The sequence below is a fragment of the Pseudomonas sp. WS 5532 genome, from assembly GCF_012985445.1.
Lineage (GTDB): Bacteria > Pseudomonadota > Gammaproteobacteria > Pseudomonadales > Pseudomonadaceae > Aquipseudomonas > Aquipseudomonas edaphica.
The window spans coordinates 1-605 of record NZ_JAAQWK010000059.1; the positions used below are offsets into that span (position 1 = coordinate 1).

The window sequence follows — 605 nt, forward strand, 5'->3', positions numbered from 1 at the left end:
ACCACATCGACTTTGTCGATGGTGTCGTTAATGGTGGTGGTTGCGCCGTCGCCTGCGACTTCCAGTTTTTCGAAGTTGCCGCCAGTGGTGTCAGTGATCTTGACCGTCTGGGTGCTCTTATCGATGAACACGTCATCGCCAGGCGCCGCAACAGTCACGGAGCCAACGGTATCGCCAGCCTTGATGGTGATGGTCGAACCGTTATCCAACTTCAGCGTTACATCAGTACCCGCTTTATTGGAAAGCGTAGCGGTATACGTAATCTGACCGCCTTCGTTGACGGCACTTGGCGCGGTCAGCGTGACAGTAGTGGTGTTATCAGTACCCGGAGTGTCGGTGACGGTAGTGCTGACCGGCGTAGTACCTGGAACCAGATTTTCGAAGTGCTCACCGCCAGTCACGTTAGTAATAGCGGTAGTGACGGTCTGGTCGCCCTTGTACACGTCATCTGGAGCGACAACGGTCACGCTGCCATTCGACTGATTCACACCGATGGTGATGGTCTGGCCATTATCGAGAGTGACGGTCAACGGGTTGGTGATGTTAGTCACCGGCGCGCCGTTTTTATCCACAAGGCTGGCGGTGTAGACGATATTGCCGCCTTC

The 605-nt window shown here is 55.0% G+C and carries 1 protein-coding gene; it reads right to left on the reverse strand.

The genetic code is table 11. The features are described 5' to 3' along the window. Positions 1–605: immunoglobulin-like domain-containing protein (locus HBO23_RS33565; protein ID WP_346343069.1), on the reverse strand; the 605-nt coding region annotated here is incomplete at both ends.